The 24,887-nt window shown below is 66.4% G+C and carries 30 protein-coding genes; 10 read left to right on the top strand and 20 right to left on the bottom strand.

Going from position 1 to position 24,887, the window contains the following annotated elements; translation table 11 throughout:
* The first annotated feature begins 36 nt into the window (after nt 1-36).
* Both ggt and ACFSCW_RS01005 read left to right on the top strand, forming a co-directional pair.
* A complete protein-coding gene (ggt, locus tag ACFSCW_RS01010; protein WP_380885990.1) occupies nt 37-1,749 on the top strand; it encodes a gamma-glutamyltransferase in 1,713 nt (570 codons plus the stop codon).
* A 35-nt stretch (nt 1,750-1,784) separates the two neighbouring features.
* Nucleotides 1,785-3,593 (top strand): AMP-dependent synthetase/ligase, encoded by a 1,809-nt coding sequence (locus ACFSCW_RS01005; RefSeq protein WP_380885988.1) that lies wholly within the window; start codon nt 1,785-1,787, stop codon nt 3,591-3,593.
* A gap of 84 nt (nt 3,594-3,677) precedes the next feature.
* Here the strand turns inward: ACFSCW_RS01005 and ACFSCW_RS01000 are convergent, their stop codons facing one another.
* Both ACFSCW_RS01000 and gloB read right to left on the bottom strand, forming a co-directional pair.
* Nucleotides 3,678-4,091, bottom strand: coding sequence for a hypothetical protein (locus ACFSCW_RS01000; RefSeq protein WP_380885986.1), 414 nt, complete (start codon nt 4,089-4,091; stop codon nt 3,678-3,680).
* 34 nt (nt 4,092-4,125) lie between these two features.
* Nucleotides 4,126-4,854, bottom strand: a complete 729-nt coding sequence (gene gloB / locus ACFSCW_RS00995) for a hydroxyacylglutathione hydrolase (RefSeq protein WP_380885984.1) — start codon at nt 4,852-4,854, stop codon at nt 4,126-4,128.
* Nucleotides 4,855-4,932: 78 nt separating this feature from the next.
* On the opposite strand from gloB, the gene ACFSCW_RS00990 reads away from it, so the two are divergent.
* Entirely contained in the window at nt 4,933-5,661 is a 729-nt protein-coding gene (locus tag ACFSCW_RS00990; RefSeq protein WP_380885982.1) for an SIMPL domain-containing protein, read from the top strand.
* Between the two features lie 2 nt (nt 5,662-5,663).
* Here ACFSCW_RS00990 and ACFSCW_RS00985 read toward each other — a convergent pair whose 3' ends face one another.
* Genes ACFSCW_RS00985 through ACFSCW_RS00975 form a run of 3 tightly spaced genes read right to left on the bottom strand, consistent with a single transcriptional unit; the run spans nt 5,664 to nt 7,535 of the window.
* The gene (locus ACFSCW_RS00985; RefSeq protein ID WP_380885980.1) at nt 5,664-6,080 is read right to left on the bottom strand and encodes a VOC family protein; all 417 of its coding nucleotides are present in this window, start codon (nt 6,078-6,080) and stop codon (nt 5,664-5,666) included.
* A complete protein-coding gene (locus tag ACFSCW_RS00980) occupies nt 6,077-6,808 on the bottom strand; it encodes a tetratricopeptide repeat protein (protein ID WP_380885978.1) in 732 nt (243 codons plus the stop codon). Before ACFSCW_RS00980 ends, ACFSCW_RS00985 begins: the two co-directional genes overlap by 4 nt.
* Before the next feature lie 4 nt (nt 6,809-6,812).
* Nucleotides 6,813-7,535 (bottom strand): alpha/beta hydrolase, encoded by a 723-nt coding sequence (locus ACFSCW_RS00975; RefSeq protein WP_380885976.1) that lies wholly within the window; start codon nt 7,533-7,535, stop codon nt 6,813-6,815.
* Between the two features lie 171 nt (nt 7,536-7,706).
* Here ACFSCW_RS00975 and lptB point away from each other — a divergent pair, with 171 nt between their 5' ends.
* The 5 genes from lptB (at nt 7,707) to ACFSCW_RS00950 (ending at nt 12,654) form a co-directional block, all read left to right on the top strand.
* Nucleotides 7,707-8,486, top strand: coding sequence for an LPS export ABC transporter ATP-binding protein (gene lptB / locus ACFSCW_RS00970; protein WP_380885974.1), 780 nt, complete (start codon nt 7,707-7,709; stop codon nt 8,484-8,486).
* A gap of 2 nt (nt 8,487-8,488) precedes the next feature.
* Nucleotides 8,489-9,985 (top strand): RNA polymerase factor sigma-54, encoded by a 1,497-nt coding sequence (gene rpoN / locus ACFSCW_RS00965; protein ID WP_380885972.1) that lies wholly within the window; start codon nt 8,489-8,491, stop codon nt 9,983-9,985.
* Nucleotides 9,986-10,078: 93 nt separating this feature from the next.
* A complete protein-coding gene (locus tag ACFSCW_RS00960; protein WP_380885970.1) occupies nt 10,079-10,477 on the top strand; it encodes a hypothetical protein in 399 nt (132 codons plus the stop codon).
* A complete protein-coding gene (locus ACFSCW_RS00955; RefSeq protein WP_380885968.1) occupies nt 10,467-11,285 on the top strand; it encodes a hypothetical protein in 819 nt (272 codons plus the stop codon). Before ACFSCW_RS00960 ends, ACFSCW_RS00955 begins: the two co-directional genes overlap by 11 nt.
* Nucleotides 11,286-11,331: 46 nt before the next feature.
* Nucleotides 11,332-12,654, top strand: a complete 1,323-nt coding sequence (locus ACFSCW_RS00950; RefSeq protein WP_380889964.1) for a surface lipoprotein assembly modifier — start codon at nt 11,332-11,334, stop codon at nt 12,652-12,654.
* Here the strand turns inward: ACFSCW_RS00950 and ACFSCW_RS00945 are convergent.
* The 7 genes from ACFSCW_RS00945 to ACFSCW_RS00915 form a co-directional block, all read right to left on the bottom strand.
* Nucleotides 12,651-12,953: a hypothetical protein gene (locus ACFSCW_RS00945; protein WP_380885966.1), complete on the bottom strand. Its 303-nt coding sequence runs from the start codon at nt 12,951-12,953 to the stop codon at nt 12,651-12,653. The genes ACFSCW_RS00950 and ACFSCW_RS00945 overlap by 4 nt on opposite strands.
* Nucleotides 12,954-13,004: 51 nt before the next feature.
* On the bottom strand, nt 13,005-13,436 hold the full coding sequence (locus ACFSCW_RS00940) for a DUF983 domain-containing protein (protein ID WP_380885964.1): 432 nt from the start codon (nt 13,434-13,436) through the stop codon (nt 13,005-13,007).
* Nucleotides 13,436-13,705 (bottom strand): DUF2442 domain-containing protein, encoded by a 270-nt coding sequence (locus ACFSCW_RS00935; protein WP_380885962.1) that lies wholly within the window; start codon nt 13,703-13,705, stop codon nt 13,436-13,438. The genes ACFSCW_RS00940 and ACFSCW_RS00935 overlap by 1 nt, the downstream gene beginning before the upstream one ends.
* The gene (locus tag ACFSCW_RS00930; protein ID WP_380885960.1) at nt 13,702-13,935 is read right to left on the bottom strand and encodes a DUF4160 domain-containing protein; all 234 of its coding nucleotides are present in this window, start codon (nt 13,933-13,935) and stop codon (nt 13,702-13,704) included. The genes ACFSCW_RS00935 and ACFSCW_RS00930 overlap by 4 nt, the downstream gene beginning before the upstream one ends.
* Nucleotides 13,936-13,938: 3 nt before the next feature.
* On the bottom strand, nt 13,939-16,401 hold the full coding sequence (gyrB, locus tag ACFSCW_RS00925) for a DNA topoisomerase (ATP-hydrolyzing) subunit B (protein WP_380885958.1): 2,463 nt from the start codon (nt 16,399-16,401) through the stop codon (nt 13,939-13,941).
* 118 nt (nt 16,402-16,519) lie between these two features.
* Nucleotides 16,520-16,696, bottom strand: coding sequence for a hypothetical protein (locus tag ACFSCW_RS00920; RefSeq protein ID WP_380885956.1), 177 nt, complete (start codon nt 16,694-16,696; stop codon nt 16,520-16,522).
* Between the two features lie 79 nt (nt 16,697-16,775).
* Nucleotides 16,776-17,204, bottom strand: a complete 429-nt coding sequence (locus tag ACFSCW_RS00915) for a hypothetical protein (protein WP_380885954.1) — start codon at nt 17,202-17,204, stop codon at nt 16,776-16,778.
* A 147-nt stretch (nt 17,205-17,351) separates the two neighbouring features.
* Here ACFSCW_RS00915 and ACFSCW_RS00910 point away from each other — a divergent pair, with 147 nt between their 5' ends.
* Complete coding sequence (locus tag ACFSCW_RS00910) at nt 17,352-17,552, top strand: hypothetical protein (protein WP_380885952.1); 201 nt, start codon at nt 17,352-17,354, stop codon at nt 17,550-17,552.
* Nucleotides 17,553-17,559: 7 nt separating this feature from the next.
* On the opposite strand, the gene ACFSCW_RS00905 is transcribed toward ACFSCW_RS00910, so the two are convergent.
* From ACFSCW_RS00905 to ACFSCW_RS00890, 4 genes are read right to left on the bottom strand one after another with little or no spacing between them, the layout of a single operon-like run.
* Nucleotides 17,560-17,874 (bottom strand): DMT family transporter, encoded by a 315-nt coding sequence (locus ACFSCW_RS00905; protein ID WP_380885950.1) that lies wholly within the window; start codon nt 17,872-17,874, stop codon nt 17,560-17,562.
* On the bottom strand, nt 17,874-18,353 hold the full coding sequence (locus ACFSCW_RS00900; protein WP_380885948.1) for a GNAT family N-acetyltransferase: 480 nt from the start codon (nt 18,351-18,353) through the stop codon (nt 17,874-17,876). The genes ACFSCW_RS00905 and ACFSCW_RS00900 overlap by 1 nt, the downstream gene beginning before the upstream one ends.
* The gene (locus tag ACFSCW_RS00895; RefSeq protein ID WP_380885946.1) at nt 18,350-19,249 is read right to left on the bottom strand and encodes a DMT family transporter; all 900 of its coding nucleotides are present in this window, start codon (nt 19,247-19,249) and stop codon (nt 18,350-18,352) included. The genes ACFSCW_RS00900 and ACFSCW_RS00895 overlap by 4 nt, the downstream gene beginning before the upstream one ends.
* A 2-nt stretch (nt 19,250-19,251) precedes the next feature.
* Nucleotides 19,252-20,421: an MBL fold metallo-hydrolase gene (locus ACFSCW_RS00890; RefSeq protein WP_380885944.1), complete on the bottom strand. Its 1,170-nt coding sequence runs from the start codon at nt 20,419-20,421 to the stop codon at nt 19,252-19,254.
* Between the two features lie 23 nt (nt 20,422-20,444).
* Between ACFSCW_RS00890 and ACFSCW_RS00885 the strand changes: the two genes are divergently transcribed.
* Nucleotides 20,445-21,575, top strand: a complete 1,131-nt coding sequence (locus tag ACFSCW_RS00885; protein WP_380885942.1) for a serine hydrolase domain-containing protein — start codon at nt 20,445-20,447, stop codon at nt 21,573-21,575.
* On the opposite strand, the gene ACFSCW_RS00880 is transcribed toward ACFSCW_RS00885, so the two are convergent.
* The 4 genes from ACFSCW_RS00880 to ispG form a co-directional block, all read right to left on the bottom strand.
* A complete protein-coding gene (locus ACFSCW_RS00880) occupies nt 21,544-21,987 on the bottom strand; it encodes a DUF1810 domain-containing protein (RefSeq protein WP_380885940.1) in 444 nt (147 codons plus the stop codon). The two genes, ACFSCW_RS00885 and ACFSCW_RS00880, sit on opposite strands and share 32 nt — an antisense overlap.
* A gap of 19 nt (nt 21,988-22,006) precedes the next feature.
* Entirely contained in the window at nt 22,007-22,915 is a 909-nt protein-coding gene (locus ACFSCW_RS00875) for a DUF4394 domain-containing protein (RefSeq protein ID WP_380885938.1), read from the bottom strand.
* A 110-nt stretch (nt 22,916-23,025) separates the two neighbouring features.
* A complete protein-coding gene (ung, locus tag ACFSCW_RS00870; protein ID WP_380885936.1) occupies nt 23,026-23,712 on the bottom strand; it encodes a uracil-DNA glycosylase in 687 nt (228 codons plus the stop codon).
* Nucleotides 23,713-23,719: 7 nt separating this feature from the next.
* On the bottom strand, nt 23,720-24,835 hold the full coding sequence (ispG, locus tag ACFSCW_RS00865; protein WP_380885934.1) for a flavodoxin-dependent (E)-4-hydroxy-3-methylbut-2-enyl-diphosphate synthase: 1,116 nt from the start codon (nt 24,833-24,835) through the stop codon (nt 23,720-23,722).
* Nucleotides 24,836-24,887: the final 52 nt, after the last annotated feature.

Genomic DNA, 24,887 nt, shown 5'->3' with positions numbered 1-24,887 from the left:
GCCCTAACGATGCGCGGCATTACGGTCGCGCGCGTCATGAAGCGTTTTTTTCTTACTTTCCTCCTGCTCATCCTGCCGCAATCGCTTGCGGCGCAAGGCATGGTGTCCGCCGCCGACCCGCGGGCCGCTGCGGCCGGCGTCGAGATCCTCAAAAAGGGCGGCACCGCGACCGACGCGGCGATCGCGACCATGCTGGTGCTGAACGTGGTCGAGCCGCAAAGCTCCGGCATCGGCGGCGGCAGCTTCTTCGTCAGCCACGATGCGAAGACGGGCAAAGTCACGACGGTCGACGGCCGCGAGGCTGCGCCCCACGCGGCGGGACCGGAGTGGTTCTACGGCCCCGACGGAAAACCGCTCAGCCACGGCGCGGCGGTTCCCGGCGGCCGGAGCGTCGGCGTGCCGGGAGCGCTCAGGGCCATGGCGCTGGCGCACGCGAAATCGGGCAAGCTTCCCTGGGCGGCATTGTTCGAGCCGGCGATACGCATCGCGCGCGACGGCTGGCAGCTTTCCGCCCGCTTCGCGCAGATCGCCGGCGGTTCGACCGGCAAGCTGGACGCCGGCGCCGCGCGCATTTTCCTTGGGCCTGACGGGAAAATCCTGCCGGCCGGCACGACCGTGCGCAATCCGGAGCAGGCGGCGCTGTTCGAGCGCATCGCGCGCCTGGGGCCGGACACTTTCTATGTTGGCCCTCAGGCGGAGAAGCTGGTCGCGACCGTGAACGGCGCGACGCGCAACCCGTCGCGGATGACCAGGGGCGATCTCGCCAGCTATGAAGCGAAGGAGCGGCCGCCGCTGTGCGGGACCTATCGGACCTATCGCATCTGCAGCATGGGGCCGCCTTCGTCGGGCGGGATCACCGTGCTGATGATCCTGAAGCAGCTCGAGCGCTTCGACATGGCGAAGCTGGGGGCGGCCAGCCCGGTTGCCTGGCACCTGTTCGCCGAATCCTCGCGCCTCGCCTATGCCGATCGGGATATGTACACGGGCGATCCGGACTATGTGCAGGTGCCGTTGAAGGGCCTGCTGGACCGTACGTATCTTAGCCGCCGTTCGGCGCTGATCTCGCTCAACAAAAGTCTCGACAAGATCGAGGCCGGCGTTCCGCCCGGCGCGCCCAAGCGCATCCGCGTACCGGCCAGCGAGGTACCCGGAACGACGGACCTGGTCGCGGTCGATCGTGTGGGCAACGTCGTGGAAGTAACGACGACGATCGAGAGCGTGTTCGGATCGGGCCTCTCGGTCGACGGGACGATGCTCAACAACGAGCTGACCGACTTCGATATCGTGCCGAAGGACGATGGCTATCTGGTCGCCAATCGCGTCGAAGGCGGCAAGCGGCCGCGCAGCTCGATGGCGCCGACCATCGTCTATGATGCGTCGGGGCATGTCCGGCTTGCGCTGGGCGCGGCGGGCGGTCCGACGATCATCGCGCAGGTCGCCAAGGCGATCGTCGCCGTGATCGACTGGAAGATGAGCGCGCAGGACGCGATCGGCCTCGGCCTGGTCTTTGCGCCGGGGCCGGTCGCCTATCTGGAGAAGGGCACGCAGGCCGAGACTATGGAGCCGGCGCTGCGCAAGCTCGGCGAGCGCGTGCAGGTGGCGCCGCTCGGCCTCAAGGCCAATGCGATCGAATGGACAGGCGGCAAATGGGTCGGTGCCGCCGATCCGCGCAGCGAAGGCGTCGCGATCGATGAAGAAGGTCATGTGACCGCGATCCGCCGGAGGACCGAAACGCGCCCGCCCGAATGAGGCGCGACTGAACGAAAAAGGAAAACGGAGAGAGAATGCGGCAGTTCGAACGCTTCCCGAACCTGGTGACGATGTTTTTCACGCGCGCGGCGGAAGGCGGCGACAAGCCGTTCCTGTGGCGCAAGTCGGAAAATGCGTGGCGGCCGATCAGCTGGACGCAAGCCGCGCAGCAAGTCGCCTCGGTGGCGGAAGGGCTGAAGGCATTGGGCCTGAAACGCGGCGACCGCGTGATGCTGGTGTCCGAGAACCGGCCGGAATGGTGCATCGCCGATCTCGCCATCATGGCCGCCGGCTGCATCACGGTCCCGACCTACACCACCAACACCGAACGCGATCACCTCCACATTCTGGAGAATAGCGGCGCGGCAGCCGTGATCGTGTCGAACGACAAGCTGGCGCGCACGCTGCTCCCGGCCGTGCTGCGTTCCGAAGCCGACCATGTGATCGCGATGGAAACGGTGCGCGTGCCGCAGGCGGGCGGCGTCGCGTTCCATAGCTGGGAAGCGCTGGCGTCGACCGCGGCCGACGTGCAGGCCGTCGCCGCGGCCGCCGATTTCGAGCGCGAGGACACCGCCTGCATCATCTACACCAGCGGCACCGGCGGCGCCCCGCGCGGCGTGCCCCAACACCACGGCGCGATCCTGCACAACGTCAATGGCTGCGTGCGCGTGATCGCCGAGGATTTCGGCTGGGACGACGAAGTCTTCCTGTCCTTCCTGCCGCTCTCCCATGCCTATGAGCATAGCGGCGGCCAGTATCTGCCGATCGGGCTCGGCGGGCAGATCTACTATGCCGAAGGCCTGGACAAGCTCGCGGCGAATATCGAGGAAGTGCGGCCGACGATCATGGTCGTGGTGCCGCGACTGTTCGAAGTGCTGCGGCAGCGGATCGTCAAGAATATCGAGAAACAGGGCGGCCTCGCGCCGCAGCTTCTGCGCCGGGCGGAATCGCTGGGTGCGAAGGAATTGGCGGGCGGCCTGCCGCTCTGGGATCGCCCGACCGACCTGCTGCTCGAGAAGCTTTTCCGTCCCAAGATCCGCCAGCGCTTCGGCGGGCGGATGAAGGCGATGGTGTCGGGCGGCGCGCCGCTCAATCCCGAGATCGGCGTGTTCTTCCACGCGCTCGGCCTGACGCTGTTGCAGGGATACGGCCAGACCGAGGCCGGGCCAGTCATTTCGTGCAACCGTCCGAGCGCCGGCATCAAGATGGACACGGTCGGGCCGCCGCTCGCGGAGACCGAGGTCCGTATTGCAGAGGACGGCGAGATCCTGGTGCGCGGCGAGCTGGTCATGCACGGCTATTGGCAGAACCCGGCCGAGACCGCGCGCGTGCTGAAGGACCCCGGATCGGGGTCCGGGGCAGGCTTCTGGCTGCACACCGGCGACATCGGCCATATCGACGACAAGGGCCGCATCGTCATCACCGACCGCAAGAAGGACCTGATCGTCAACGACAAGGGCGACAATGTGTCCCCACAGAAAGTCGAGGGCATGCTGACCCTGCAGCCCGAGATCCTGCAGGCGATGGTCTATGGCGACCGCCGCCCGTATCTTGTCGGGCTGATCGTCCCCGACCCCGAATGGACGGCGGAATGGTGCATCGGCAACGATTACAAGTGCGACTTCGCCGCGCTCTCAGACAACCCGATGTACAAGGCGGCGCTGATGGCGGCGGTTGATCGGGTCAACAAGGACCTGTCGGTGATCGAAAAAGTCCGCCGCATCATCATCGCCGACGCGCCGTTCGCGATCGAGAACGAGCAGCTCACGCCCAGCATGAAGATTCGGCGGCATGTGTTGAAGGAGGCTTACGGGGCGAGGTTGGACGCGTTGTACAAGGGCTGAGTGAAGCCGTCATTGCGAGCGCAGCGAAGCAATCCAGTCGCTGCACTCGATTGCTTCGTCGCTACGCTCCTCGCAAAGATATGCTTATTTCACCCGCCGATACGGCACGAACTCGCCGAGCGCGCAGCTTCCCGGCGAATAGCCCTGGCTATAGTCGCGGACCTGCGCGATCTCGCCGCTGCACAGCAGGCCCGTCGGGTTGCGCGTTTCGAGAGCGAGGTTGCTGTTCAGCCCCGGGCAGCCGCCCGGCGGGTCGTTGCGGTAAACCAGGTTGTTGCTGATCTTATAGAGGATCGTGCGACCGCCGACATAATAGGTCGACTGGATCTGGCGGTGCGGGATGCAGCTCACCGGCCTGCCGGCCTGCTTGTTGCCGAGCCACTGGTCCATGATCTTCAGGTCGCGCTCGACGACGCGATCCCCGGTCTGGCTGATCGCGGCGGTGCCGATCAGCGCAGCGCTGACGCCGATCAATGCAATGCTGGTACGCGTGCGCATGGGTCTGGCCTCCATCTGCCGAACAAGAACGCACTCACCCCTTGAAAGTATCTTTGGCCGCGCGCCTTTCGGCAAGCTGAACGGCGTCGCGGGCGCGCATGAACGGATTGGTCGCGCGTTCGAGCGCAATGGTGGTCGGCACCGTAGCCTCGCCGCGCTCGCGCGCGGCGGACACTTCAGCCATGCGTGCCGCAATGGCGTCATTGTCCGGCTCGGCGACAACGGCATAGCGCCCGTTCGACAGCGTATATTCGTGCGCGCAATAGACGCGCGTGTCCTCGGGCAAGGCCGCCAGCCGCTGCATGTTGGCGAACATCTGCTCGGCCGTGCCTTCGAACAGCCGGCCGCAGCCCATCGCGAACAAGGTGTCGCCAACGAACACCACATGCTCTGACGCGAAGTGATAGGCGATGTGCCCGGCCGTGTGCGCCGGCACTTCCAGCACCTCCGCCTCGACCGCGCCCAATCGCACCCGTTCCCCTTCGCGGACTTGCACGTCGAGCGTCGGAATCCGCGGCGCTTCGGCGGCCGGACCGGTGATGATGCAGCCGGTCGCCGCCTTGATCTCGGCGTTGCCGCCAGTGTGATCCGGGTGCCAGTGCGTGTTCCAGATCTGGGTGATCCGCCAGCCGCGTGCTGCGGCCGCGTCGAGCACCGGCTGGGCCACCGCCGGATCGACGGCCATCGTCTCGCCGGATGAAGGCTCGTGCACCAGCCATACATAATTGTCGCTGAGCACAGGCACGCGGACGATCTCAAGCATCGCACTTTGCTCCGTTCGTCGACATAAATGCACGGTTCATCTCAGATGCCGCATAAAGGCATCGGGAGGATACACCGTATGACCGAGGTTGCCGCAACCCGCAGAGTGTTGCTCACAGCCGCCGCACTGCTGGCGATCGGTTTCACCAGTGGCGGCTTTCTGTTGGGCGACGGACTGCGGCGCGCGAAGATGGCGGATCGCTCGGTCACCGTCCGCGGCCTCGCCGAGCGCAATGTCGTCGCCGACCTTGCCACCTGGACGATTCAGTTTTCGGAGACCGGCACCGAGCTCGGTCCGGTCCAAAGCGCGATCGACCAGAAGAGCCAGGCGGTCCGCACCTTCTTCCAACGCGCGGGCTTTCCGGCGAGCGCGGTCAGCGACACCGGGGCGAGCGTCAATCAGTTCTTCGACAGCAACCGCCACGAGAATGTGATCACGGTGCACCGCAAGCTGCAGCTTCGTACTGCCGATGTGATGCGCGCCCGCGCGGCCTTCGCTCGCCAGTCCGACCTGATCCGCGCCGGCGTCGCGCTCGAGGAAGGCAGCGGCATCGTTTACAGCTTCACCAAGCTCAACAGCATCAAGCCGGAAATGATCGCCGAGGGCACGAAGAGTGCGCGGGCGAGCGCGGAGCAATTCGCGCATGACAGCGGCGCGGCCGTCGGTGGCATCAAGTCCGCGAGCCAGGGCTATTTCTCGATCGGCGCGCGCGACGGCGATGTCGATGGGGAAGGCGGCGGCTCGGCCGGGAGTTCGCCGCTTCAGAAAGTGCGGGTGGTGACGACGATCGACTTCTATCTGCGTTGATCTCACCAACTTCCGGTATTGGGCATCGACGCCCAGGGCTCGGCGGGCGGCAGGTGGCCGTCCTGGAGCAGCTCGACGGAAATCCCGTCCGGTGACTTCACGAACGCCATGTGGCCGTCGCGCGGCGGGCGATTGATCGTTACGCCGGCGTCCATCAGCCGCTGGCAGGTCTCGTAGATGTCGTCGACGCGGTAGGCGAGATGGCCGAAATTGCGGCCGCCCGTATAGTCCTCCGGGTCCCAATTATGGGTCAGCTCGACCTCGGCGACGCCTTCCTGGCCGGGGGCTGCGAGGAAGATCAGCGTGTAGCGTCCCTTCTCGCTGTCGAAGCGGCGGACTTCCTTCAGGCCGATCAGCTCGAAGAAGCGGATCGTCGCGTCCGGATCGCTGACCCGGATCATCGTGTGCAGATATTTCATGGTTTCGGCGGTGCGCCGGGCTTCCCGAGTCGGTCAAGCTCCGCCTGCGCGGCCTTCGCGCCTTCGCTGCCCGGCTGGTTCTTGATCGCGCCTTCGAACGCGATCCGCGCCGCGCCAGGGGCGCCGGAGGCGAGCGCGATGCGGCCCGCTTCCAGTGCGACCGAGGAATCGTCCGGCGACAGCTTCGCCGCCTGCTCGATATCGGTCTGCGCCCGGTCGAGCTGGCCCATTCGGCGCGCGAGCGACGCCGACAGCAGCCAGGCAAGGGGATCCTGCGGCACCAGCTTCAGCGCCTCGTTCATGTCGGTGCGCGCCAGCTCAGGCTTTCCAAGTGCCACATTGGCGCGGGCGCGATCGAGATAGGCCTCGCCCCGAGCGAGCCCGGTCAGCGACCCGCCGGAGAGTGCCGCATCGAGCGCGCTCACCGCAGGCGCCGCGTCGCCTGCGGCTAAATGCGCGTTCGCGGCCTGCACCCAGAGGCTGCCGGCAATGCCGAGCTTGTTGCGCTCGGCTTCCTGCGCGGCCTGCTCGAACGCGGCGGCGGCCGCGGGCCATTTGTCGAGCGCGGCAAAGGCCATCGCCGCGCAATGCTTGGCGGAGACGCCGCCGCCCTGGAGAATGCGCCCGTTCGCCACTTCCAGCGCCCTGGCGGGATCGGACTTCACGAGCTCGGCGCAGTTCTGGAGCGGCGCGGCTGCCTGGAGGAGCAAGGGAACAAGCAGGATCATGGCGTCATACCGGCAGGCTGGAGACGGTCGCGATCAGCAGGGCCAAATCCTGCAGGCGCGACAGGCGATGGTCGCCGTCCTTGACGAGGATCGTCTGCACATCGGCTGAACGGAGCCGGGTCGCGAGGTGCGTCGAATGGTGCCACGGCACGTCGGGATCGCGCTGGCCGTGGAGCAGCCGCACCGGGCAGTCGATCGCGATCTCGCGGTGGAGCATGCGCAAGCCTTCACCCGACTGCCAGAAGGCCCGCGTGGTGACCAGCGGCGCGCCATAGTCGGACAGGCGTTCGAGCCGGCCTTCGCTCAGCAGCTTCATCTTCTGGTCCTGGGTAAAGCCCCAGTCGGTGAAATCGGGCGCCGCCGCGATGCCGACGGACGCCGCGATCCGCTCCGGCCGCGCTTCGGCGACGAGCAGCCCGATCCAGCCGCCCATCGAGGAGCCGACCAGCACCAGCGGCCCCTCGGTCAGCGCGTCGATCAGCGCCAGCGCATCGTCGCGCCAGAGCGCGAGTGTTCCGTCCTCGAACGCGCCCTCGCTTTCCCCGCAGCCCGAATAATCGAAGCGCAGCATCGCCCGTCCTTCGCGCGCCGCCCATTCGTCGAGCGCGACGGCCTTGGTTCCCGCCATGTCGGAGGCGTAGCCGGGGAGAAACACGATCGTGGGCCCGCCCCCTTCGCGATGAACATAGGCAAGCGCGGGACGATCGGTTCGTTGGTATAACGGCAAGAGGCGGCTCCGTGGTTCGGCGCCTGCTGCCACATCCGGCGCCGAAGATCACGCGGGACAAGCCGCCCTTTTGTCGCTTCGTCGCATTGGGGCCTATCTTTCATGCACGATCCTTGCCAAATCGCATTTGTTTACTGTTCGCCAACTTCGATTTGCGAGTAGCCCGTTGTAATGAATGACGTCGCCACCCTGACCGCGCCTGTTGCGCCAAACCCGGAGCCGCAGGTCGGCAACGGCCTTGCGGTCGTCTCGATCGCCAAGGCCTATGACAAGCGCGTCGTGCTGTCCGACGTCTCGCTCTCCGTCGCGCGCGGCGAAGTGATCGGCCTGCTCGGCCCGAACGGCGCCGGCAAGACGACCTGCTTCTATTCGGTGATGGGGCTGGTGAAGCCCGATTCCGGCCGCATCATGCTCGACGGGCTGGATATCACCGGTCTGCCGATGTATCGGCGCGCGATCCTGGGGCTTGGCTATCTGCCGCAGGAAACCTCGATCTTCCGCGGCCTGTCGGTGGAGCGCAACATCCTGGCAGTGCTGGAGCTGGCGGAGCCGGACCGCGACGCCCGCGCGGAGCGGCTGGAGCAATTGCTCGAGGAATTCGGCCTGACGCGCCTGCGCAATTCGCCGGCGATGGGCCTGTCCGGCGGCGAGCGGCGGCGCTGCGAGATCGCGCGTGCGCTGGCGGCCAATCCGTCGATCATCCTGATGGACGAGCCGTTCGCCGGCATCGACCCGATCTCGATCGCCGACATTCGCGATCTCGTCTGCCAGCTCAAGAAACGCGGCATCGGCGTGCTGATCACGGACCACAATGTCCGCGAAACTTTGGACATCGTCGACCGCGCCTGCATCATCTATGACGGCCGCGTGCTGTTCGCCGGCAGCCCCGAGGACCTCGTCGCCGACGCCAATGTCCGCCGCCTTTATCTGGGCGAGCATTTCGAGTTGTAATCGTGGCAAGCCTCGCGCCTCGCCTCGACCTGCGCCAGTCGCAATCGCTGGTGATGACGCCGCAGTTGCAGCAGGCGATCAAGCTGCTGGCGCTGTCCAATCTGGAGATCGAGGCGTTCATCGCCGAGGAGCTGGACAAGAATCCGCTGCTCGAAACCGGCGGCGAGGAGCGCGCGCCTGCGGAAGCCCCGGAGGCGGAGGAATGGGACGGCGACGAGCCGCCCGAACCCGTCACCGCCGACCGGCTGGTCGAGCATGGCGACGCGGTCGCCGACGCCCCGCTCGACGTCGATCTGATCGCCGAGACGTTTCATCACGACGGCCCGACCGAAAGCTACGGGCTGGATGGATCGCTCGGATTGGGAGGCGGCGAGGGATCGGGCGAGGCGATCGACTTCGACAGCTTCGCCGACGCGGCGGACACGCTCGAGGATCATCTGCTCGCCCAGGCCGGGGAGAGCTTTTCCGGCCGCGACCATCTCATCGCGACGCAGATCATCGGCCAGATCGACGAGACCGGTTATCTGACCGGCGACTTGGCCGAGATCGCCTCCCGCCTCGGCGTGCCGCTGGCCGAGATTGAGCGCGTGCTGGCCGGCATCCAGCGCTTCGACCCGACCGGCGTGGGCGCGCGCAGCCTTGCCGAATGCCTTGCGCTGCAGGCGAAGGAAGCGGACCGCTATGATCCCTGCATGCAGCGGTTGATCGCGAACCTCGATCTGGTCGCCGCCGGTAAGCTGCAGAATCTGAAGCGCATCTGCCAGGTCGACGACGAAGACCTGGCCGACATGATCCGGGAACTCCGGAACTATGATCCGAAGCCGGGGCTGAGGTTCGGCGCGGTGCGGGTCGAGACGGTGGTGCCGGACATTTTCGTCGCCAAGCGGCCGCTTGGCTGGGCGATCGAGCTGAACAATGCGACCTTGCCCAAGCTGCTCGTCAATCGCTCCTATTATGCGGAGCTGGTCTCCGGCCCGCAGAACAAGGCGTCCAAGGCCTGGCTAAACGACTGCCTGAACAGCGCGAACTGGCTGATCAAGGCTCTCGACCAACGGCAGCGCACGATCGTCAAGGTCGCGACGGAGATCGTGAAGCAGCAGGAATTCTTCTTCCTGAAAGGCGTCGGCCATCTGAAGCCGCTGACTTTGCGGCAGGTCGCGGAAGCGATCGGCATGCACGAATCCACCGTCAGCCGGGTCACCTCGAACAAATATCTGAGCTGCGCGCGCGGGCTGTTCGAGCTCAAATACTTTTTCACGTCCGCGATCCAGGCGGCGGACGGCGGCGAGGCAGTCTCCGCCGAGGCAGTGAAGAGCGCGCTGAAAGCGCTGATCGCGGCCGAAGACCCGAATGCGATCCTGTCCGACGACACGCTGGTCGATCTGCTTCGCGACAAGGGCTTCGACATCGCGCGGCGCACGGTCGCCAAATATCGCGAGGCGATGGGAATAGGATCGTCCGTGCAACGAAGGCGACAAAAGGCCCTGCGCGCCGCCTGACGCCGCGATTTAACCCGTTATCAACCCTTACCGAATATCGTTAACGGGTCATCCGATCGGGCGGGGTTAGTTCATGCGTAAGTTGCGGAATTCGTGCGTTTTCAGCCTCGGCCTCGCGCTGGCGGCCTGCGGCGGTGGCGGATCGAGCGTCGGTTCGGCCGGCGGCACGCCTGCCCCCGTGCCGACTCCTACTCCGACGCCGACCCCAACGCCTACCCCGGCGCCGACACCCACCCCGACGCCTACGCCGGCCCCAACTCCGACGCCTACTCCGGCGCCGACGCCCACCCCGACTCCGACTCCGACGCCGACACCCACTCCGGCGCCGACACCTACGCCGACCCCGGCCCCAACTCCTACCCCGTCGCCGACCCCGGCTCCGACGCCGACGCCGACGCCGGCTCCAACACCCACGCCTACTCCGGCGCCCACGCCGACACCGACGCCCGCCCCTGGCGGCACCAACACCAGCCTCTCGCCGTTGGTCTATAGCCAGACGTTCGACGCCACCGGCGCGCGCACGGCGGCGACGCTACAGGCCGACAAGACGACGACCGGCCAGACCGCGCTCGCCAACGGCTTCGGCAGCGGCGTGTCGCTGAGCTATGACGCGACAACCCAGGGCTACACCGTCCGCGATGCCAGTGGCGCCTCGGCAACTTTCCTGCCGGCGACCAAGAGCTCCGATCCCAACGAGACGAACGCTAAGATCACCACGTTCAACCAGGCCGCTGGCGGCGGTCAGGACAAATTGGTGCTGTTCAATCCGGGCGCAGGCAACACCACCCTTGCGCTCAGCTATGTGAGCTACGGCGCCTGGCGGCATTCGGTCAGCAATGGCACGACGGCCGACCTGTCGTTCCAGTATTTCGTCTATGGCATTCGGCAGGATGCGAATGCGCCGAGCACCGGCTCGGGCAGCTATGCGACCACAGTCGAAGGCATCTGGAACAATCCGGAAGGCATCTATGTGCTCGCGGGCACAAGCAGCCTGACGGCCGATTTCACGGCCAAAACGGTCGCGACGACGCTACAGCTCGACGGCACTAGCGTCGCAAACGGCACGGCGAAGAGCCTCGGCCGCTTCGACGGCACCGGTTCGATCGCGGCGCTGGGCGGCGGGTTTGCCGGGAATTTCACGCACGTCGGCACCGATGCTGACGGCAATGTGTTCAATGGCAGCTTCGCTGGCGCCTTCTTCGGCCCCCAAGGACAGGAAGTGGGCTACACGTTCAGCCTGAGCGACCCCAATGGCCGCGGCGGCACTGCCGCGGGCGCCGTGGTCGGCAAGGCCAACTAAGTTTCGTTTTTGCTTGTTGCCGCGGAGGCGGTTTGTGTTCGTGCGTATGGCCTCCGCGCTGCTCCTCGCCGCTTTTGCGGCGCCGGCATTTGCGCAAGCTTCTCCGGCGTGCGACTCAGAGAAGGGCTGTGCGGCCGGGCTGAATGCCGTCCAGGTGTTCGCGATCGCCGATCGCTACGTCGCGGCGAAGCGCTTCTCAGACGCGGAAACGCTGCTCAAGGGCCTGACCCGCGATCCGAATTCCGACTATCGCGCCGAAGCGCGGTTCCGGCTGTCGATCCTGCGCGAGGCGCAAGGCGACAAGCAGGGCGCGATCGAGTGGCTGAAGGCGTTGCTCGACGAAAAGCCCAATGCCGGACGGCCGCGACTGGAACTCGCGCGCCTGCTTGCAGAGACCGGGGACGAATCCGGCGCGCGGCGTGAGCTGCGACGCGCCGGAGCGGCGGGATTGCCGGACGATGTCGCGCGTGTGGTCGATCGCTTCGCAACCGCCTTGCGGTCCAGCCGCACGATCGGCGGTTCGATCGAAGTGGCCGTCGCGCCCGACAGCAACATCAACCGCGCGACCAGCCAAGAGCGCGTCGACACCGTCGTCGCGCCGCTGACGCTCAGCAAGGATGCGCGCGCCACATCCGGGGTCGGTTTTTCGCTTTCGGCTCAGGGTTTTGCGCGCGGCAAGCTGACCGAAACTATCGACCTGCTCAGCCGCGCTTCGGTGCGCGCCGATCTCTACGGCAAGTCGCAGTTCAACGATGTGGTGCTCACGCTTGCGTCCGGTCCCGAGTTCAGGCTCGCCGGGGCGCGGGTGCGGCCCGCCGCCATCGCCCAACGGCGCTGGTTCGGCGGCGATCTCTACTCCGAAAGCTATGGCGGCTCGCTGAACGTGCTGAAGCCGCTCGACCGGGTCAGTCAGGTCGAAGGCGAGCTGACGCTGCTGCAGAGCAACTATGCCAAGGCGCCCATTCAGGACGGTCTGCTCAGCGATCTCAGCATCGCCTATGACCGCGCCTTCAGCCCGCGGTTCAGCACGCGGGTAAGCGTGCGGGGCACGCGGCAGGACGCAAAAGTCGATTTCCTCGCGACCAAGAGCGTCGGGGTCGACCTGCTCGCCTCGCGCGCATTCGGCAAACAGCTCGGTTACGTGCAGTTGAGCGGCTTCCGCCTGTCCGCCGACGGCCGCGATCCGCTCTTCGGCGTCACCCGCAACGACAAGCGATTCGACCTTACCGGCGGCATCATCCTGCGCCGCTTCACCTGGCGCGGCCTCGCCCCGCTCGTGCGCGTGACGCACACCGAGAGCGATTCGACGATCCCGATCTACGATTTCAAACGCACCCGCGTAGAGTTTGCGCTCAGCCGCGAATTTTAGGGTCCGACCGCCGCGGCTTCTTCCTCGACCCGGTCGGCGTTCGGCTTTTCGGCGCCATCCGCGTCGATCGCGGCGCGCACCATCCGCTCCCAGACCGCCGCATCGCCCGCTGCCGCCATCGTCTCGTCCGGTTCTCGGACCGTCCGCAGCACCGCGCGCGCATCATCCAGATGTTCGCGCCACGCGAGGTCGACCACTTCGCCGGCCGACGGGTTCGATCCTTCCGCATTGGAGCTCAGGCGCTGCCCGGCCAGCACCCGCGCGATCCGCTCGATCAGCGGCCTGTTGGAAATATCCATTGCTCAACCTCCTTGGCTTGGAGCGTTGAACACGCGAGGGTCGTTCCGGGTTCAGTCCCTGCGGTCGATCCGGCGGGCGAGATCTTCCGTACCCGCTTCCTCTGCGCGGTTCACATATTGAGATGCGACCAGCCAGCCTTTGAACGGCCTGAGACTCGCCACCGTGCCGAGCGCCATCAGCGGCCCGGACGTGATCACATGCACCCACCAGGGCGGCGCATAGGCGACTTCCAGCCACACGACGAAAAAGATCAGCGGAAAGGCCGTCAGGCACAGCGCGAAGAAGGCCGGCCCATCATCCGGGGTCGCGAACCGGTAATCGAGCCCGCAAACGGGGCACGATTCCCGCACTTTCAGCCAGCCCTGGAACAGCGGCCCCTTGCCGCAGCGCGGGCACAGGCCTTTCCAGCCGACCCGCGCGATCCACTTCCATTTGCCCTCTTCGGACCAGGCAAAATGCTCGGGACGTGTCTCGCTGTTCACTAGGCTGCGGCTTTCTTGTCGAAACCATCGGTTGCCCACCGACGCAATTGCGGCGCTCCAAAGTCGATGCCGCTGGGCCACTCGATCGACCACCCGTCCTTGGACAATCGGACGCGCGCGAATTCTGCAGGGTCGCCAAGCGGCTTCAGGACGGGGCGCATCTTGATCAGCGGCTCGAGGTTGAGCCTTGCCTTGAAACCATCATCCCAAGCCAGTTCGACGACGAAATCTGCCTGGGGCTCCGCGCTGGCAAGCTTGCCGATGCTCATGCGTCGTCTCCGCTGAACTCGTTCCACAGCTCCCGGAGCCGCGCCTGGTTCCGAGTCGCCCAATCGAGCGCTTCGCGCAGGTCGATCCTGCCGCTCAAGGCGATCACCTCAAGGGTGTCGATCGCGACCTGCGCCGCCCCGCCGCGCCCGAGAACGTGGAAATGGGGCGGGTTGTGATCGGCAAAATACATGGCAATCTCGGTATTGGCGAGACGAACGATCCGCGGCACCGACTATACGTCCAGATTGGCGACGCTCAGCGCGTTCTCCTGGATGAATTCGCGGCGGGGTTCGACGACGTCGCCCATCAGGCGCGTGAAGATTTCGTCGGCGACGTCGGCCTGGGCAATCTCCACGTTCAGCAGCGAGCGCACGTCGGGATCGAGTGTGGTTTCCCAGAGCTGTTCGGCGTTCATTTCGCCGAGACCCTTGTATCGCTGCACCGACAGGCCCTTGCGGCCGGCCGCGAAGATCGCGTCGAGCAGCTCGGACGGGCGGCTGACTGCCGTGCCCTTCGGATCGGCCGGCGCGTCCTCGCCGTCCTCGACCGCTGCACTCTTTACCGAGACCAGCCGCGAGGGCGCCGCATAGGTTTCCGCTTGTTCCTTGGCGAGCCCGTGGAGCTTGCGCGCTTCGGCGGAGCCCAGGAAGGCCGCCTCGACGATATGATGGTCGGTGACGCCCCGCCACAGCCGCTCGAGATGATAGCCGCCTTCCGCCGCGACGCGGCCGGTCCAGCGCGCCTCGGTGTCGCTGCGGTTGAGCCACTCGGCGACGCGGGCGATCGCTGCTGTTTTCACCTCGGCGCTCATGTCGGGCGCCAGCGCGCCGTTCAGCGCCAGCGCCTCGACGATCGCGGGATCGTAGCGGCGCGGCACATAGGCCATCAGCGCGCGCATGCGGCGGGCGTGATCCACCACGGCACGCAGATCGTCGCCGAAGCGCGTGCCTTCGGCTGTCTCCAGCCGCATCGCCTCGACGCCGGCGCCGACGAGATACTCGTCCATCGCCGCCTGGTCTTTCAGGTACGTCTCCGACCGGCCGCGCGCGACTTTGTAGAGCGGCGGCTGGGCGATGTAGAGGTGCCCGTTCGCGATGATCTCCGGCATCTGCCGGTAGAAGAACGTCAGGAGCAGCGTGCGGATATGGGCGCCGTCCACGTCCGCGTCCGTCATGATGATGATCTTGTGGTAGCGTAGCTTCTCGATGTTGAAATCGTCGCGGCCGATGCCGGTGCCGATCGCCTGGATCAGCGTGCCGATTTCCTTTGACGACAGCATCCGGTCGAAACGCGCGCGCTCGACGTTCAGGATCTTGCCCTTCAAGGGCAGGATCGCCTGGATGTTGCGGTCACGGCCCTGCTTGGCGGAGCCGCCGGCTGAGTCGCCTTCGACCAGGAACAGCTCGCACTTGGCCGGATCGCGCTCCTGGCAGTCGGCGAGCTTGCCGGGCAGCGAGGCAATATCCATCACCCCCTTGCGCCGGGTCAGCTCGCGCGCCTTGCGCGCCGCTTCGCGGGCGGCGGCGGCGTCGATGACCTTTTGGACGATCGCGCGGGCATGAGCCGGATTTTCCTCCAGCCACTCGTCCAGTTTGTCCGCCATCAGCTGTTCCATCGGCTGACGGACTTCGGAGCTGACCAATTTGTCCTTGGTCTGCGAGCTGAACTTCGGATCGGGCAGTTTCACCGACACGATCGCGGTCAGCCCTTCGCGCATGTCGTCGCCGGTGAGGCTGACCTTTTCCTTCTTGAGCAGCCCGGAGCGATCGGCATAGCCGTTGAGCGTGCGCGTCAGCGCGGCGCGGAACGCGGCCATGTGGGTGCCGCCGTCGCGCTGCGGGATGTTGTTGGTGAAGGCGAGGACGTTCTCGTAATAGCTGTCGTTCCACTCGAGCGCGATGTCGATACCGATCGCGTCGCGCTGGCCGTGAATCGCGATCGGGTCGGGGAACAGCGGCGTCTTCGCGCGGTCCAGCCACTTCACGAAGGCGGCGATCCCGCCTTCGTAATAGAGCTCATGCTCCACCCGCTCTTCGTGCCGCGCATCGATCAGCCGCAGCCGCACGCCCGAGTTCAGGAACGCCAGCTCGCGATAGCGGTGCTCCAATTTCTCGAAGTCGAACTCGGTGATCTTGAAAGTCTCGGGGCTCGGCAGGAAGGTCACCCGCGTGCCGCGCTTGCCCTCGGGCGCGGTGCCGACGACTTTCAGCGGCGCTTCCGCATCTCCGTGGCGGAAGCGCATGAAATGCTCCTGCCCGTCGCGCCAGATCGTCAGGTCGAGATGCTCCGACAGCGCATTTACCACCGAAACGCCGACGCCGTGCAGGCCGCCGGACACCTTGTAGGCGTTGTCATCCGACGTATTCTCGAACTTACCGCCGGCATGGAGCTGGGTCATGATGACCTCGGCTGCCGACACGCCTTCTTCCGGGTGGATGTCGGTCGGGATGCCGCGGCCATTGTCCTCGACAGAGACCGAACCGTCGGGGTTCAACTGGATCAGGATCAGGTCGCAATGCCCGGCGAGCGCCTCGTCGATCGCGTTGTCGGAAACCTCGAACACCATGTGGTGGAGGCCCGATCCGTCGTCGGTGTCGCCGATATACATGCCGGGGCGCTTGCGAACCGCGTCCAGGCCTTTCAGCACCTTGATCGAATCGGCGCCGTAACTGTTTTCATTGGGGGTGGTTGCCATGCCGAGGATATAGGGATGGAGGCCCGAAAACGAAAGCGAAATGGGCCGTTTTCCACAGCGCGCGGCAGGGATTGCGATCGAGGGTCACGCGCTTGAATTTAGGCGCGTTTTTGGAAAATCAGGAGGCGCGAAAGCCGATGAAGCTATCGGCAACGTCGCCGCCGCTCTTCTCCGCCCAATCGCGGACATCCCGTGCATTCGCATAGAGCTTCATGGTCAGGTCGCCGCGATTGAACGCGCGATCGCAGACCGTGGTCAGCGCCAGTGCGATGCTCATGATGGTCATCACTCTCATGCCGCCAGCATAAAGCGAAATGCTTAACAATCGCCCAAACCGCTGAACGACGGTGGCATAAACCTTATTTGGATGCCCGTCAGGGGCGCTTGCGCGGCGGCGGAGGCGGCGGGCGCATCCGGCATGCCTGGATGGCGACGGTCTCGCCGGGCGTTCCCGGCGTCGGCGGGCTCATGCGCTGCATCGCCAGATCCTCACTGTCGCGCTGATCGGAAATGACGGCACCGGACGCATCGAGGGACACGGTCTCGATGCCGTAGGACACGCGCTCTCGGCAATCGATCAGCTCCAGGTTGCGCTCCTCGACAGTGCCATCCTGTTTCGGCGGCGCATAATGGATCCGCCACCAGGCATGCTGCAGCGGCCGCCAGGTGAGCGACGCGCGGTCGATCTCGATCACGCCGCCGCCCTCGCCCGTCCCGGCCGGCGCCCAGCGCGGTGCGTGGTTTGGCGGAGCGGAGAGCGCCGGGGCAGCGAGAGCGAGCGACAGAATCAGGAACCGCCTCATAGGATCATCCTCCCTTTCTCAGCCCCCTAAAGGCGGCCTCGGCGCGCCCGCTATGTCCTCGATCACATTGTTCGTCCGCTATGTCGGGTCCCGTGCAGATCGATGCGCGGCGACCTGTTATACACGAGTCTCCCCGGGGGGACGTAGATGTTAGAGTATAAGGTTTACTGCCTCGACAGGCAGGGTCGCATCGTGAGCAGGCAGGAGTTCGAAGCAGCGGAAGACGCCGCCGCGATCGTGCAGGCGCGCGCCGACCACCCCGGCGTCGATTGCGAATTGTGGTGCGGCGCGCGCAAGGTCGCGCTGCTGCCCGCCGAGGGCGAACCGGGGCTGTCCCGTTCGGCCTGAGCGGCGTTCAGGCGACCAGCTTCAGCCCCGCGATACAGAGGACGATCCCGAAGATCAGCATCAGGCGCAGCGGAGCGGCGGCCTCGCCGAAGAACAGGATGCCGACCAGCACCGTCCCGATTGCCCCGATGCCGCCCCAGACGGCATAGGCCGTGCCCATCGGGATCGAGCGCGACGACACTTCCAGCAAGCCCATCGACAGGCTGACCGAGGCGAGGAACCCCAAGGTCCAGGGCAGGTTGCGGAAACCCTCGACGAACCGCAGGCAAGTGGTGAAGCCGACCTCGAACAGCCCGCCCAGGATCAGCAGCGCCCAGGCCATCAGCTTTCCGCCAGCGCGTCGAGCGCGGCCCCATGCAGCCGCCACGGCTCCCAGCCGGTCTGACGCCGTCCGCCTAGTCGCTCGTAAAAGGCCATCGCATCGACGTTCCAGTCAAGCACGGCCCAGTCGATCCGCGCGCAATTGCGGGCTTTGGCTTCCTCGGCGAGCCGCTTAAACAAAGCGCGCGCGATACCCCGTCCCCGCGCATCGTCATCGACGAACAGGTCCTCGAGATAAAGGCTCGGACGGCCCGTCCAGGTCGAATAGGTCAGGAACCAGAGCGCGAGCCCCACCGGCGCACCATCCAGCTCGGCGATGAAGGCGAACACCTGCGCATGCGGCGCGAACAGCGTGTCGCGGAGGGACTGCTCGGTCGCCTGCACTGCGTCCGGCTCGCGCTCGTACGTGGCGAGCCCCTTGATCAGACGCAGAATCGTCTCTTCGTCGCCAGGCCGTGCCCAGCGGATGGTCAGGGTCATAAAGCAGCCTCCAGCCGGACTTCTTCGGGCTTGCGCGGCGCGCGCACCGCGATCAGGCAGCCGGCGACGATCAGGGTGGTGCCGGCCAGTACCGGCCAGCCGACCGCCTCGCCATAGACCAGCCAGCCGAACAGCGCCCCCCAGCCGAAGCCGGTATATTCGACGCTGACCAGCGATTGCGCCTCGGCGCGCGCATAGGCCCAGGACAGCAGGATTAGGGAGACCAAGGCCAGTCCGGCGCTGGCGAGAATCGCCGGCGCGTGGCTCGCGTCCGGGACGACGGCGTAGAAGGGTGCCGCCAGCAGCAGGAAAAGGCCGGTCGTCAGGTTCTGGAAGAACCCGACCTCGACCGGCGAGGCGAGCTGCGCCTGCTTGCGCATCAGCATCAGGTTGAACGCGTAGAGGAAAGCCGAGCAGAGGATCGCGATCGCGCCGAGCAGCGAGGTGTCGCCCGCGCCCAACCGCGCACGCGCCGCAACCATCAGCGCGACTCCGGCCAGCGCCAGCAACGAGCCGAGCAACGCCTGCTGGCGCACCCGCTCGCCGAGGAAGATGCTCGCCAGATAGATCGCCATCAGCGGCGCGTAGAAGGAGAGCGCGATCGCCTCCGCCATCGGCACCCGCGCCAGGCCCCAGAACCACAGCACCGCCATTCCCGCGACGATGCCGCCGCGGAGGAAATGGAGCCTAAGCGTCGAAAGCACCGGCAGCTTGTGGCCTGCTCCGAAGAACAGCACGCCGCCCAGCAACGTGCCCGCCATCGTCCGCCACAAAGTCGCGTTATAGGCGCCGATCGCGATCGACAGCCCCTTCATGAACGCGTCCATCGCGGTGAAGGTCGCGATGCCAAGGCACGCGACGGCAAACGGAACGGCAATGGAGCGCGCGGGCGGCATGATCAGCGGAGCGCTCGCACGGCGGGGCTGGCGAGGCAATCCGAGCCGAGCGGCTGCGCCTTTGGCTGGGGCGCGTAAGCCGGGATTTCGATGGGACGGCCAATCGTCACGGTGTCGAACAGCCCCACGGGATAGCCGGCGCAGCGCATCGTTTCGTGCAGCAGCCGGGGCGGCGTGCCATAGGCTTCGTAGCTAAGGCGGAACGTGCCCCAATGGATGCCGATCGCGTGGCTGGCGCCAAGGCCGGCGAACACCTTGGTGGCGTCGATCGGGCCGATATGGCTGCCGATGCCCATCTGGCCGGGCTCGAACCGGAATGCGCCGATCGGGATCAACGCGAGGCGGATAGGGCCATAGCGCGCCGCCTCTGCGGTCCATTTGCCGTCGCCCAGTCCGGTATCGCCGGCGAAGAACAGGTTGCCGCCCGGCATCCGCACGACGAAGCTCGACCAGAGCGCGCGATTGCGGTCGGTGAACCAGCGGCTGTCCCAATGGTGATTGCGCGTGACCACCACCTCCGCCCCGCGCACGGGCACCACTGCGCCCCAATCGCGCGCGATGCTCTCGATGCCGCGGCTGCGCATGATCGCGTCGTTGCCGAGGCCGGTTACGATCACCGGCTTGTCGCGGTCCCACAGCCGCTTGAGCGTCGGCAGATCGAAATGGTCGTAATGATTATGGCTGACGAGGACGAGGTCGATCTTGGGCAAGTCCTCGAACCGTATGCCCGGCGCGGCGACGCGTCGCGGGCCGAAGCCGAGCGGGCCGGCGGTCTCGCTCCAGACCGGGTCGGTCAGGATATTGAGGCCGGCGGTCTGCACCAGCACGCTTGCATGGCCGATCCAGGTGACGAGCATCCGCTGCCCCTCAACCCGCGCCGGCGGGCGGCTGGGCGTCACCGCCACATGCTCAGGCCATTCTGGGCGATCGTCGCTGCCGGTCAGGTAGCGGAGCAGGAACCCCCCGCGGCTGCGTCCCGCCGGCGGCCGCAGCGTGTCCTCCCCGTCCGGATTGAAGAAGCGCTGTCCGTCGAAATGATTAGAGACGGGGCCGCGATAATAGATGCGGTCGAGGAAAGGCGGCACCAGCACGATCGCAAGGCACAGGCCCACGATCAGGAACAGCACGCCTACGCCAAGCCATTTGAACACACGCCCGATTGCGCTCGCCATGCACCCTCGCCATCCTGCCTGCCATGCGCATAAGGCTCCTGATCCTCGCCGCAACCGCTTTCCTGTCCGCCTGCGCGACCCTGCCAAGGCCGAGCCCGGCGAGCGTCGCGGTGCGCGTCTCGTTCGATCGGGAACGGATCACGGCGGTGCAGGCGCGCGGCGCAGGGGCCGACGATCCGGTGCGCGTCGCTTCGATCTCCAAGCTGATCACTGCGCTCGGCGTGATGCGGCTGGTCGAGAGCGGTACGCTCGACCTCGACAGCGACGTGTCGCGCTGGCTCGGCTGGTCGCTCCGCAATCCGGCTTTCCCCGATCGGCCGATCACGCTGCGGCTGCTGCTCTCCCACCGGTCCAGTCTGAAGGACGGTGTCGATTATGCGATTCCCTTGGGCAAGACGCTCCGGGACACACTGTCGGACCCGAAAGCCTGGGATGTCGAGCATCCGCCGGGCAGCTTCTTCCGCTACGGCAACATCAACTTTCCCGTCGTCGCCTCGGTTATGGAATCCGCGACCGGCGAGCGATTCGACCGGCTGATGGCGCGGCTGGTGTTCGCGCCGCTCTCGATCGACGCCTGCTTCAACTGGACGACATGCAGCGACGCGGCCGTCGGTCGCGCCGTCACGCTCCGCAACCCGAAGGGCGAAGTCGTGCGCGACGATCTCCACGGCAAGCGGCCAGACTGTCCGGTGCTCTCGCCCGATCCAGCCTGCGATCTGACCGGCTATGTCCCCGGCAGCAACGGCGCCCTTTTCAGCCCGCAAGGCGGCGCGCGCATTTCCGCCGCCGGCCTCGCCCGGATCGGGCGAATGCTGCTGAAGAACGACGACGGCTTCCTCTCGCTCGCGTCCGTTGCCACGCTGACTGGACCCGAATGGCGCTTCGACGGCAGCAATGGCGAGACGGAGAAGGGCTATTACTGCACCTACGGTCTCGCCGTGCACCACTTGGCGACCCAGGGCTGCAAGGACGATCCGTTTGGCGACGGGGCGCATCGGATCGGCCATTCGGGCGAAGCCTATGGCCTGCGCTCCGGTCTATGGGTCGATCGCAAGCGCGGGCGCGGCGTCGCCTATTTCGTGACGGCGGTGCCCGACGATGCGCCGAAAGGCCGCTCGGCCTTCACCGCGGCGGAGGAGGCGCTGGCGCATTGAGCAGTTCCAGCGTCAGCGGATCGCGCGCGCCGCCATAGAAAGCGTTCAGCACCGCCGCGAACGGCGCGGGATCGGCCGTGCGCTCGAACAAGGTCATCGACGATCGAAGCTTCAGCGCATCGATCCCGCCCATGATTGCCTCCGGCGACCGGCCCCGGTGCAGAAGGAGCGCCGCGCAGCACTCGTCCAACCGCGGCCCCAGCACCGGATGCACCCGATAGGCCCGCGCCTCTTCGATCGAGCCGATGCCATAATGAATCGCCGTCGCGCTCCGCCCGAGCGCCCTGAGCTGCGGAAAGATGAACCACATCCAGTGGCTCCGCTTCCGCCCCGCGCGGAGTTCTTGGAGCGCTTGTCCATAGACGGGCGCCTGCGCGGCGACGAACCGGTCGAGATCGAACGGACCGGCCACGCAAAGCGCCCGCTTGCACTCAAGCGCTGGCGAGCGCGCGCCGGCGCCGCGCCGCCCAGCCCAGCAGGCCGAAGCCGGCGAGCATCGTCGCCCAGGTCCCCGGCTCCGGCACGCCGGCCAGCGCCGCGATATCGACCAGCGCCAGTCCGCCGCCGACCGTGCCGACCAGCGACGCCGCGCCGGTGCCCAGATTGACGCGGTAAAGGTTCGAGAAGGGCGCGGTGTTCGCTTCGGTGACGAGATAGGCAATGCCGCTCGGCCCCGAAATGTCGAAGCCCGTCAGGCTGCCGGCGTTGATGCCCAGCGGACCAACCGTCTGCAGCAGGCCGGCATTCGGATTCACCTGCAGCGCCAGGATATCGAGGTTGGCATCGATATCGAACAATTGCGTCGACGCCGCGCCGCTGAAATTGTTCGTATAGGCGGAGCCGACCACGCTGGGCGCAGTGCCGGCATTGGCGTCGCCGGCCTGATAGGCGAGCGGCGTGTCGGTCGCGGCGAGCGCTCCGGTATTGGGGTTGAGCCTGAGGTTCTGGCCCGTGTTGCTCGTCACGCGAATGCGATCGACCGTCGGGTTGAAATCGAAGCCGAACGACGTTCCCGACAGCGTGAAGGCGCCGGGCGCGCCGACCGCGGTCGCGGCGCCAGTGATGGTATCGAGCGTGTACAGGCGCGAGGCGCTGCTGATGCCGAACAACTGACCCGTGGCCGGCCGGCGATCGATGCCAAGCAGAGTTTCGCCCGCGCCAAGGCCGGTCACCGCCACCGGTGCGCTCACCGTTCCGGGCGTCGCGCTGTCGAACAGCACCAGCCCCCCTTGCGTGGTGAGGCCGACGATCGTCTCGGCGGCGGCCGGCGATGTCGCGAGGACCGCAGCAGCCAGCGATGCGGTCGCCAGCAATCGAACATGCGTTTTGAGAAAGGCCATCGACGTGCTCCCTGTTGCAGCGTACGCGACCCGACTTGTTCCTATATGGGAACAATACGCGCTGGCCGGGCAAAGGTTCACGGCAGCGGCCGATTTAACTCAGATTGAGCCTAGCCAGCCGCCGGCAACTGCCAGTCGATCGCGCCTCTTCCGGCCTGCTCCAGAAACGCATTGGCCTTGGAGAAATGGCGGCAGCCGAAAAAGCCGCCGTGCGCCGAAAGCGGCGAGGGGTGCGGAGCCTTCAGCACCAGATGGCGGCTCTGGTCGATGAAGGACGCCTTCCGTTGCGCATGGCTGCCCCAGAGCAGGAAGACGGTGGGCTCCGCGCGCTCGTTCACCAGGCGGATCACGGCGTCGGTGAACCGCTCCCATCCGCGCCCCTGATGCGATGCGGCCATGCCCATCTGTACGGTCAGCACCGCGTTCAGCAGCAGCACGCCTTGCTGCGCCCAATGCTCCAGAAAGCCGTGGCGCGCAGGCGGAATGCCGAGGTCGCTTTGCATTTCCTTGTAGATGTTGACGAGGCTGGGCGGCACCCGGACGTCCGGCTTCACCGAGAAGCACAGGCCGTGGGCCTGCCCTTCGCCATGATACGGATCCTGCCCCAGGATGACGACGCGCACCTGGTCGAGCGGCGTCAGGTCGAGCGCGCGGAACCACTCGCTGCCCGCCGGAAAGATGCGCTTGCCCGCCGCTTTTTCGGCCAGCAGGAATTGCTTGAGGCCGGTCATGTAGGGATTGGCGAACTCGGACCGGAGCGGTTCGAGCCAGCTTTGGTGCAGCCTTACGTCGCTCACGTCTGGGTCAGGCGGCCTGGGCCTGGCTCGCCGCTTCGATCTCCGCCGCCTTCGCTTCGACGAGGCGGACGATATGCTCGATCATGTCGACGTCGTTCACATGATGGTCGGTGACGCCTGACAGATAGACCATGTGCTTGCCCGCACCGCCGCCGGTCAGGCCGATGTCGGTCTCGCGCGCCTCGCCGGGGCCGTTCACCACGCAGCCGAGCACCGACAGCGACATCGGCGTGCGGATGTGCTGCAGCCGCTCCTCCAGTTTCTCGACGGTGCGGATCACGTCGAAGCCCTGCCGCGCGCAGCTCGGGCAGGAAACGATGCGCACGCCGCGGTTGCGGATGCCGAGCGCTTTCAGGATTTCGAAGCCGACGCGGACTTCTTCTTCGGGCTCGGCGGAGAGGCTGACGCGGATCGTGTCGCCGATCCCGAACCAGAGCAAGGAGCCGATGCCGATCGACGACTTGACCGTGCCGCCGATCAGCCCGCCGGCCTCGGTGATGCCCAAATGCAGCGGGCAGTCGACCGTCTCGGCGAGCTGCTGATAGGCGGCAACCGCAAGGAACACGTCGGACGCCTTCACCGCGACCTTGTATTCGTGGAAGTCATGGTCCTGCAGCAGCTTGATGTGATCGAGCGCGGATTCGACCAGCGCCTCGGGACATGGCTCGCCATATTTCTCGAGGAGATCTTTCTCGAGGCTGCCGGCATTGACGCCGATGCGGATCGCGCAGCCATTCGCCTTCGCCGCGCGCACGACTTCAGCGACGCGCTCGGACGAGCCGATATTGCCCGGATTGATGCGCAGACATGCCGCTCCGGCGTCGGCCGCTTCCAGCGCGCGTTTGTAGTGGAAATGGATGTCGGCGACGAGCGGCACGCGCGCGGCACGGGCGATCTGGCGAAAAGCGGTCGTGCTTTCGACGTCGGGGCAGGAGACGCGGATGATGTCGGCGCCCGCTTCCTCGCAGCGGCGGATCTGGTCGATCGTAGCCTTCGCGTCCTCGGTCGGAGTGTTGGTCATCGTCTGAACGGTGACCGGCGCGTCGCCGCCGACGGGCACATTGCCGACCATGATCTGACGCGATGGGCGGCGCGTGATATCGCGCCAGGGACGAACGGACATGATCGACGGGTCTCTGCGTTGCTTCGCCCGTCGATATAGCGATAGCGGCGGG

Source organism: Sphingomonas tabacisoli (genome assembly GCF_042678385.1).
In the GTDB taxonomy this organism is placed as follows: Bacteria; Pseudomonadota; Alphaproteobacteria; order Sphingomonadales; family Sphingomonadaceae; genus Sphingomonas_B; species Sphingomonas_B tabacisoli.
Note: the sequence above shows the minus strand (reverse complement) of the source record. Positions and strands in the feature narration are given on the sequence as shown.

Excerpts from the sequence above, each read along its gene's own strand:
- ggt (WP_380885990.1), top strand. The coding sequence starts at position 37 with ATGAAGCGTTTTTTTCTTACTTTCCTCCTGCTCATCCTGCCGCAATCG.
- ACFSCW_RS01005 (WP_380885988.1), top strand. The coding sequence starts at position 1,785 with ATGCGGCAGTTCGAACGCTTCCCGAACCTGGTGACGATGTTTTTCACG.
- ACFSCW_RS01000 (WP_380885986.1), bottom strand. The coding sequence starts at position 4,091 with ATGCGCACGCGTACCAGCATTGCATTGATCGGCGTCAGCGCTGCGCTG.
- gloB (WP_380885984.1), bottom strand. The coding sequence starts at position 4,854 with ATGCTTGAGATCGTCCGCGTGCCTGTGCTCAGCGACAATTATGTATGG.
- ACFSCW_RS00990 (WP_380885982.1), top strand. The coding sequence starts at position 4,933 with ATGACCGAGGTTGCCGCAACCCGCAGAGTGTTGCTCACAGCCGCCGCA.
- ACFSCW_RS00985 (WP_380885980.1), bottom strand. The coding sequence starts at position 6,080 with ATGAAATATCTGCACACGATGATCCGGGTCAGCGATCCGGACGCGACG.
- ACFSCW_RS00980 (WP_380885978.1), bottom strand. The coding sequence starts at position 6,808 with ATGATCCTGCTTGTTCCCTTGCTCCTCCAGGCAGCCGCGCCGCTCCAG.
- lptB (WP_380885974.1), top strand. The coding sequence starts at position 7,707 with ATGAATGACGTCGCCACCCTGACCGCGCCTGTTGCGCCAAACCCGGAG.
- ACFSCW_RS00950 (WP_380889964.1), top strand. The coding sequence starts at position 11,332 with ATGGCCTCCGCGCTGCTCCTCGCCGCTTTTGCGGCGCCGGCATTTGCG.
- ACFSCW_RS00945 (WP_380885966.1), bottom strand. The coding sequence starts at position 12,953 with ATGGATATTTCCAACAGGCCGCTGATCGAGCGGATCGCGCGGGTGCTG.
- ACFSCW_RS00935 (WP_380885962.1), bottom strand. The coding sequence starts at position 13,705 with ATGAGCATCGGCAAGCTTGCCAGCGCGGAGCCCCAGGCAGATTTCGTC.
- gyrB (WP_380885958.1), bottom strand. The coding sequence starts at position 16,401 with ATGGCAACCACCCCCAATGAAAACAGTTACGGCGCCGATTCGATCAAG.
- ACFSCW_RS00920 (WP_380885956.1), bottom strand. The coding sequence starts at position 16,696 with ATGAGAGTGATGACCATCATGAGCATCGCACTGGCGCTGACCACGGTC.
- ACFSCW_RS00915 (WP_380885954.1), bottom strand. The coding sequence starts at position 17,204 with ATGAGGCGGTTCCTGATTCTGTCGCTCGCTCTCGCTGCCCCGGCGCTC.
- ACFSCW_RS00910 (WP_380885952.1), top strand. The coding sequence starts at position 17,352 with ATGTTAGAGTATAAGGTTTACTGCCTCGACAGGCAGGGTCGCATCGTG.
- ACFSCW_RS00905 (WP_380885950.1), bottom strand. The coding sequence starts at position 17,874 with ATGGCCTGGGCGCTGCTGATCCTGGGCGGGCTGTTCGAGGTCGGCTTC.
- ACFSCW_RS00900 (WP_380885948.1), bottom strand. The coding sequence starts at position 18,353 with ATGACCCTGACCATCCGCTGGGCACGGCCTGGCGACGAAGAGACGATT.
- ACFSCW_RS00895 (WP_380885946.1), bottom strand. The coding sequence starts at position 19,249 with ATGCCGCCCGCGCGCTCCATTGCCGTTCCGTTTGCCGTCGCGTGCCTT.
- ACFSCW_RS00890 (WP_380885944.1), bottom strand. The coding sequence starts at position 20,421 with ATGGCGAGCGCAATCGGGCGTGTGTTCAAATGGCTTGGCGTAGGCGTG.
- ACFSCW_RS00885 (WP_380885942.1), top strand. The coding sequence starts at position 20,445 with ATGCGCATAAGGCTCCTGATCCTCGCCGCAACCGCTTTCCTGTCCGCC.
- ACFSCW_RS00875 (WP_380885938.1), bottom strand. The coding sequence starts at position 22,915 with ATGGCCTTTCTCAAAACGCATGTTCGATTGCTGGCGACCGCATCGCTG.
- ispG (WP_380885934.1), bottom strand. The coding sequence starts at position 24,835 with ATGTCCGTTCGTCCCTGGCGCGATATCACGCGCCGCCCATCGCGTCAG.